The 317-nt window shown below is 41.6% G+C and carries 1 protein-coding gene; it reads right to left on the reverse strand.

Annotated features, from left to right (window positions below; all coding sequences use genetic code 11):
- Positions 1–295 (reverse strand): hypothetical protein (locus Q5762_RS37685; RefSeq protein WP_315896820.1); only part of this gene is annotated, 295 nt, incomplete at its 3' end.
- Between the last annotated feature and the right edge of the window lie 22 nt (positions 296–317).

The raw sequence follows: 317 nt of genomic DNA on the forward strand, positions 1-317 counted from the left end.
CAGCTAAGCAAACAGCGCTATAGACATCAATACGAACAGTATCGAATTCTCTTTTGTTAGCTCCCTTTTTCCAGTATGGCTTTGAAAGACTGGTAGACATTAACGGCTTTTGAGCTAAAAGCTGCTGCTCTAAATGCCCTGGATCCGCGCTTATTTTTGACGTTAGGTCACGTGGAACTCGACCTGGGAGAAAAATGCAATCCATCAAAGTGGTAGTTGATGGTCTGTTGCCAAATGCTTCGTTGACTATTTCAGCCGGAAAGTAGCCTTCTAAATTATCCGTATTACTACTCATTGCCTGTACCTATTTACAATTT

It is taken from the genome of Streptomyces sp. P9(2023) (assembly GCF_032436795.1).
Classification (GTDB): Bacteria; Actinomycetota; Actinomycetes; order Streptomycetales; family Streptomycetaceae; genus Streptomyces.